Source organism: Desulfurellaceae bacterium (assembly GCA_021296095.1).
GTDB lineage: Bacteria > Desulfobacterota > Binatia > Bin18 > Bin18 > JAAXHF01.
Genome location: JAGWBB010000122.1, coordinates 649 through 7147, shown reverse-complemented (window position 1 = coordinate 7147; position 6499 = coordinate 649). Strand labels below are relative to the sequence as shown.

Sequence of the window (6499 nt, the reverse complement as noted above, 5' to 3'; positions counted from 1 at the left end):
GAGGGCGAGGCGCCCATCGTGCTGGTGGCTCCACACGGCGGACGCCGGCCGAGTGACGCGCCCGTTCAGGACAGCGTCAAGGTCAACGATCTGCACACGGCCGGGCTGACCCGGCAGTTGGCCGCCCGGACGGGCGGCTACGCGCTCATTAACCAATCGCTCGACCGGAACGAAATTGATCTCAATCGGGTCAGCCAGGTGCGCACCGATGCGCCCTGGTTTCCCGCCGCCCTGCTCGAGCTTGTCTCTCACCTGGTGGCCGCGTACGGCACGGCCAAGGTATTCTTTGTCCACGGCTGGAATGTGGTCCAGCCGGTGTGCGACCTGGGGGTCGGCCTCAAACAACACGGGACACGCCTGGTGCCCGCCGGCAAGGGCGCGCCGACTGTTGGCAGTGCTTTCCTGTCTAAAGAGCTGCTGCCGTTTCAGACCGCCGGGGCGGCCGCCGGGCTCAACGTGGCGCTCGGTCGCCGCTATCCGGCCGCAGCAAAAAACAACTTCATGCAGGTCTTCAGCCCTCGTTTTGCCCAGGACGAATCGCTTCCGATCCGGACTCTGGCGGAGCTGTCGAGCCAGGAAAAGATCCACGCCGTCCAGCTTGAGCTGGGCGTAGGCTTGCGCTGGCCCGGTCCTGAGCGGGACCGTTTCATCGACATCTTCTGTCGGACTTTGGGCCAAGCGCCCAAGCCCTTGCCGCAGGGCGGTCGCGACTTTTCTCACCTGAACCTGGCTGGGCCAGACGTCTCAGCCGGCCGTGACGGCGCGTTTCTGCCCGTTCACCACGACGCGCAGCCGAGCCGTATGAGCCTCCATTTCCACGATCTGGTCAGCGGCCTGGGTCTCACCGGCGGGATCGAATTTGACGCCAAGGCGTCTACCCACTCGGGCCGGCTGCTGTTATCGCTGGGCGGCACCGAGATGCTGCTGTTTACCGGCGAGGATGCAGCCAGCCCACACTCCAACCAAGTCCGTGTCGGCGGCTATGTCTGGCAGCGCCATGCCGACGGCCTGTCGATCTCGTATCGCGGCACGGCCATGCGCTTTTCCCACCCACAGGCATTTATCCGTTTGGAGGACGGACTGGCCGCCTCCTGGATTGAGCCGGTTGAGATGCGGCTGCAACTGAGCATCCCTCAGACGTCAAGCCCGCCGCCGGCGCCGATCTACCTCGCCCGCCTGCACGGCGAGATTCGCCTGCGCGACCGCAACGCGGCAATTGACGCCTGGGGTTTCATGGACATGTTGCGGGCCGAGGAAGCTGGCCGCCTGCTGCCCCGCCAGCTCGTCTCGCTGCCGTTTGGCCCGGACCTGGGCATCTTTCTGGCCCGGACCGAGCTCCCGGAAGGGCCGCGCTCGGCCGGGGTGATCTATGCCCACGGCAGACCCCATCCGCTACGCCCCGGCGACTGGAATCTGGACTATGTCCACGACCATGGCCGTCCGGTCACGTTTGAGCTGTCCCTCAATCCAGATCTGCCGGACTTCTCCCTCAGCCTGAACTGCCAAGGAAAAACCACGACGGCGATTCCGGTGGTTCGGCATGTGACCCAGGGTCGCGCCCTGGCCGTCACGTTTGGCCTGTCCGAGACCTGCTGGAAGGGTCGCCCGGCCCGTGGTGTCTACGAGTTTTCGGAGTTTCTGAAAAAACCGCCAGCGCCCACCCCTGCCTGATACGTCGTGGCTACTCGTCCTCGGACGCCGGCAGATGGAGCTGGCGGATCACTTCTCCAGACTGTCCCAGCGGGGGGAGCCGATCATCATCAAACGTCACCTCAACCCCTCCCGCATTGCCAACCGTCAGCGTAAAATTATCTCTGGCCTCCCACCGCACCTGCTCGTTCGGTTCAAGCACCACGTCTTGGATGAGTTCTTCATCAATCACGACACGGATCCACGTTCTTTCTCTCGCCTGTATGTGGAGCTGATGGAAGCCAGAGGGCGCTCGCGGGAGCTGGGGGGCTTCCGGGCTGGGCGCAGACGGGGCGAGGGCGGGCAGCGTAGAGGGCAGAGCAGGTTCGGGAGTTGGCGAGATGTCCACAACCTGTTCCTCTTCAGGGACTGGCGGCGCAGCCCCAGGCGTTTCCTCGCCAGGGGGTGGACTCGCCTCTGCTGGGTCAGCCGCGACCGGCGGCTCGATCATGTCCGCCGCGTCTTGTCCCCGCTCCGCGACCGGCGGCGCAGTCAGAGGCGCCCCCTCGTCGGGGAGCAGACCGGCCTCTGCTGGGTCAGCCGCGACCGGCGGCTCGGTCGAGCCCGTCCACCACAAACGCAGATCGCTTGACTGGAGGAGAAACGCCCCGACGACCAAGCCGCCCACCAACACCACGAGAGGAACGAGCCAGCCTGAAAACCGGACAGGTCTGACAGGATTGGTGGACAGATTGTTGATCCTGGCGCCGCCGCTTTTTCGCGGTTCTGCAAGGAATTGCCGCACCGCCTCATCAGGATTGAGGTCCAGAAAGGCGGCATATCTCCGTAGAAATGGGATGAGATACATCGGATCGGCGAGCACCCGAGAGTCTTCCCCCGTCTCCAAGGTCTGGAGATAGTGCAGCGGGATATTCACCGCCTGGGCGGCGTCCTGCAGAGAGATGTCTCGCTGCTCACGCGCCTGCCTGAGTGCCGTGAAAACCGATCTCAACCCCTGTTCCCCCATGATCTCCTCCGTATCTGACACGGCCCCACCATCCCCCAAGATCGAGACACGCGAAACTCACACCAAACCGTCGAGCGTCCGGCCGGCCTCCGGTCCCTTCTCCTGGTCTGTCGCCTGGCCCGCCTTTCCCTGTAGGAAATCGATGAACTCCTGCACGGCGGGCGTAAACTGCCGCCCCCGTTTGGCAATAATACCGAGCGGTCGAGTCAGGATTTCGTCCTGGATCTGCACCGCAACAAGGGTGGCGTTTTTCACTTCCTGGCTGATGGCCGGCTCCGGCACGATGGACACCCCGGCCCCGATCTCGACCCCGCGTTTGATGGTCTCGATATTGTCCATCTCCATCACATAGCGCACCTTGACGCCATTGCGCCGCAGTATGCGGTCCAGAGCCCGCCGGGTGGCAATATCCCGCTCGAAGCCGACGAACTTTTCGGTATCGAGCTGCCTAATCGAGATCTCGGAAAATGTCGCAAACGGATGCTGGGGGGCACAGATCAGGACGAGTCGGTCCTCGCGAAAAGGGGTGACCAGAATCTGCGGGCGTTTGCTCGGATAGGCCACAATACCAAGGTCAACATCCCCCCGGCCCACCTCATCATAGATTTTATTGGCCCGGGTATATTCGAGGTGAATATTGACCTCGGGAAACGTCTGGAGGTAGCGCTTGAGCGGGGCGGACAGTTCGTACAAGCCGACACTATACACTGTTGCAACCCGGACTGTGCCGGCCACCGAGCGGGACAGGCTATGCAAACTGTTCTCAATCTCCCGGTACTTCTGGATGATCTCCTTGCCGACCTCGTATAAGACCTGGCCGGCCTGGGTCAGCCGCACGTGGCCTTTCGAGCGCTCCACCAGCTCTCGGCCGTAGCGCTCCTCAAGACTTCGAATCTGCTGGCTGACCGCCGACTGAGTCACGAAATTCTTTGAGGCCGCCAGCGAGAAGCTACCTGTCTCGGCCAGATCACAAAAAACCTTGAGCGTCTCGACATGCATGTTTCTAATAATGTGATGAAGATTTTTTCACTTTACTTATAGCTCGAATTTCGTTAGGGTTCCACCTCATACCATGTGGCAGCAGGATGTAGCCCTTCACTCATAGCGCTGCGGTAAGGAGAGGAATTATGTTCGAGCCGGATACCCTTCTCCCAGAACAGTTCTTCAGTATTCTGGGCAGAAAACCTTTGCAAGGAGAAAAACGCCTTTTGCTGGCCATGCTAGAGGATGCGGTGCACTGTTTCCAGACCTACCTGCTAGCCCGGAAACCGCATGAGCGCCGCCTGTTCCAAGAGGCCCAGGAATGGATCGAGTCGACCGACACCCGCTGGTTTTTCTCGTTTGAGAATATCGGCGACATCCTTGGCATCCACCCCGGCCGGATGCGTGAAGCCCTACAGGAGTGGAGAGAAGAACAAATTCTCCTCCAGCAGAAAAACCTGACCGAGCTTGATGTGGGTCAAGGCATCCCTGTTCAGCCCAGACTCTCTGAGCCCGAAATGGCCCAACCCGCCGGGTAAACCCGTCCAGCGGGGTGCTCAACCCCCCGCTCGTTCCCACCCCTGGCTCCTCATCCGATTACACTCTCCAGCACCGCAAACAGACACACCGCCCCGGTTTCAACGACTTCGCCCAGCGCTCCGATCACATCTCCGGTCACTCCGTCCAAGCGCCGATTACAGTACAAGGTCCAGCCGATCATGATGCCCGCCAGCCCCAGGAAGACGAGCAGGCCGCCCACTTCCACCAGGCTCAACACCAGGATCAGCGTCATGACGCTGGCCGTGCCAAACTCCCGAAACCCAAGGCCCTGCATGAACGCGGCACCCAGCCCGTGGTTGCGGGCGGGACGTGAGCTATAGGCCATCACCACACACGCCCAGCGACCCAGCATCGGACTCAGCAGCACCGCCGCCCCACGATAGCCGGTATCGAGACAGGCCAAGGCTGCGACTTTCAGACTCAGGACGGCCACCAGGGCCGTTATTCCCACCCCCCCCCAGGTCCGGTCTTGCATATCGGCCAGACGGACCGCCCGCGGTTTGCGGCCCAGCAGGCCAACCGCGCTGGCCGCCACGCCTCGTAACTGCAAACCGCGACTCAAGACGGCCAGGAGCGCGATCACAACGCCGCTCAGCAGGCCGAGCGGCAAGAGCGGCCGCAACCCACTGTCCACGCTCCAGGCCGTCGCGCCGAGCAGCAGACCGATCAGCGGGAAAAAGACGCCCGACCGACCAAAGCGGCCGGGCTCGATCACCGGCGGACGGATGAAATGGACGCAGGTCAGGAATTGGAGGGCGATCAGGAATTCACGCAGCACCCCGGCTGCTATAGCACGTCCCGGGACTGGCGCAAATGCGGCGGCGGCGTTGCAGAGGCGGGGGTGGGGGCGTATGCTCGACGGCGTCGTCCCTTTCTGTCGATACGGTCAGCACGCCACACACAAGGAGTACGCGCCATGGGTGAGCCAACGATTGTGATCGAAAAAAATATTCCCGTGCCGATGCGCGACGGGGTTGTCCTGTACGCCGATGTCTATCGCCCGGCCGCAGCCGGTCGCCATCCAGTCATCCTGCAACGCACGCCCTACGATAAGAGCCTGACCAGCATCGGCATGCTGATGCTCGACGTGATCCGCACTGCGGGCGAGGGCTATGCCGTCGTCATTCAGGACTCGCGCGGCCGCTATACCTCGGAGGGCACGTTTTATACCTTTCGGGACGATGTCAATGACGGCTACGACACGGTCGAGTGGTGTGCCGTCCAGCCCTGGTCGGACGGCCAGGTCGGCATGTACGGCGCCTCGTATGTCGGCGCCACCCAGTGGCTGGCAGCCATCACCACCCCGCCCCATCTCAAAGCGATTTTCCCCCTCATTACCGCCTCGCACTACCACGAGGGCTGGGCCTATCAGGGCGGGGCGTTTGCCCTCGGCTTTAACGAGAGCTGGACGATGACCAGCCTGGCTCCCGACACCTACCAGCGCCTGGCCCAGACCATGCCCGACGCGGCCGAGGACATGGGGAAGATGGTGGCCGGCATTGACGATATGTGCCACTGGTTCCATCACCTGCCGCTCAAAGATTTTCCCCTGTTCGGTCAGGCCGCAGGCTATTTCTACGACTGGCTGGCCCACCCGGACGACGATGAGTACTGGGCGGCCTGGAATATCGAAGCCCAGCACCATACGGTCACGGTCCCGGCCTGCAATGTTGGCGGCTGGTACGATATTTTCCTGGGCGGCACAATCCGCAACTACCTGGGCATGCGCGAGCGGGGCGGCAGCCCGGACGCCCGGCAGGGGCAGAAGCTCATCGTCGGCCCGTGGCATCACACCTTACCGCTGAACAACGTGGTCGGCGAGGTCAACTACGGCTTGGCCAGCACCTCACTGGCGGTTGATCTCGACGGGCTGCACCTCAAATGGTTCGATTACTGGCTCAAGGGCAAGCAGAACGGCCTGCTGGAAGAGCCACCGGTACGGATTTTCGTCATGGGCGAGAACGCCTGGCGGACCGAAGACGAATGGCCGCTGGCCCGCACCCAATACACCCCGTACTACTTCCACAGCCAGGGCGACGCCAAAAGCCTGCGCGGCAACGGCAGCCTGAGCCCGGAACAGCCTGATAGCGAGCCGGCCGATGTCTACGTCTCCGATCCCCGCAACCCGGTGCCGACCAGGGGCGGCGGCCTGTGTTGCTGGCCGGCCGCCGTGCCGGGCGGCGCCTTCGACCAGCGTCCGGTTGAAGAGCGCCCAGACGTCCTGGTCTACACCACGCCGGTTCTGGAACACGCTGTCGAGGTCACCGGACCGATCAGCGTGCAGCTGTACGCGGCCAGCAG

6 protein-coding genes are annotated in these 6499 nt (G+C 62.9%); 3 read left to right on the top strand and 3 right to left on the bottom strand.

Features of this window, described 5'->3' with window-relative positions:
* On the top strand, nucleotides 1–1671 hold a 1671-nt coding region (locus J4F42_20550), incomplete at its 5' end, for a hypothetical protein (GenBank protein ID MCE2487911.1).
* Between the two features lie 10 nt (nucleotides 1672–1681).
* On the opposite strand, the gene J4F42_20545 is transcribed toward J4F42_20550, so the two are convergent.
* Both J4F42_20545 and J4F42_20540 read right to left on the bottom strand, forming a co-directional pair.
* On the bottom strand, nucleotides 1682–2656 hold the full coding sequence (locus J4F42_20545; GenBank protein MCE2487910.1) for a DUF4115 domain-containing protein: 975 nt from the start codon (nucleotides 2654–2656) through the stop codon (nucleotides 1682–1684).
* Between the two features lie 57 nt (nucleotides 2657–2713).
* A complete protein-coding gene (locus J4F42_20540; GenBank protein ID MCE2487909.1) occupies nucleotides 2714–3655 on the bottom strand; it encodes a LysR family transcriptional regulator in 942 nt (313 codons plus the stop codon).
* A gap of 128 nt (nucleotides 3656–3783) precedes the next feature.
* Between J4F42_20540 and J4F42_20535 the strand changes: the two genes are divergently transcribed.
* A complete protein-coding gene (locus J4F42_20535) occupies nucleotides 3784–4176 on the top strand; it encodes a hypothetical protein (protein MCE2487908.1) in 393 nt (130 codons plus the stop codon).
* Between the two features lie 50 nt (nucleotides 4177–4226).
* Here J4F42_20535 and J4F42_20530 read toward each other — a convergent pair whose 3' ends face one another.
* Entirely contained in the window at nucleotides 4227–4976 is a 750-nt protein-coding gene (locus J4F42_20530; protein MCE2487907.1) for an adenosylcobinamide-GDP ribazoletransferase, read from the bottom strand.
* A 138-nt stretch (nucleotides 4977–5114) separates the two neighbouring features.
* Here J4F42_20530 and J4F42_20525 point away from each other — a divergent pair.
* Nucleotides 5115–6499, top strand: a 1385-nt coding sequence (locus J4F42_20525) for a CocE/NonD family hydrolase (GenBank protein ID MCE2487906.1), incomplete at its 3' end; no start/stop codon positions are given.

Bases quoted from the DNA above. Each gene is read 5' to 3' on its own strand.
- J4F42_20535 (MCE2487908.1), top strand. From the start codon at position 3,784: ATGTTCGAGCCGGATACCCTTCTCCCAGAACAGTTCTTCAGTATTCTG.
- J4F42_20540 (MCE2487909.1), bottom strand. From the start codon at position 3,655: ATGCATGTCGAGACGCTCAAGGTTTTTTGTGATCTGGCCGAGACAGGT.
- J4F42_20545 (MCE2487910.1), bottom strand. From the start codon at position 2,656: ATGGGGGAACAGGGGTTGAGATCGGTTTTCACGGCACTCAGGCAGGCG.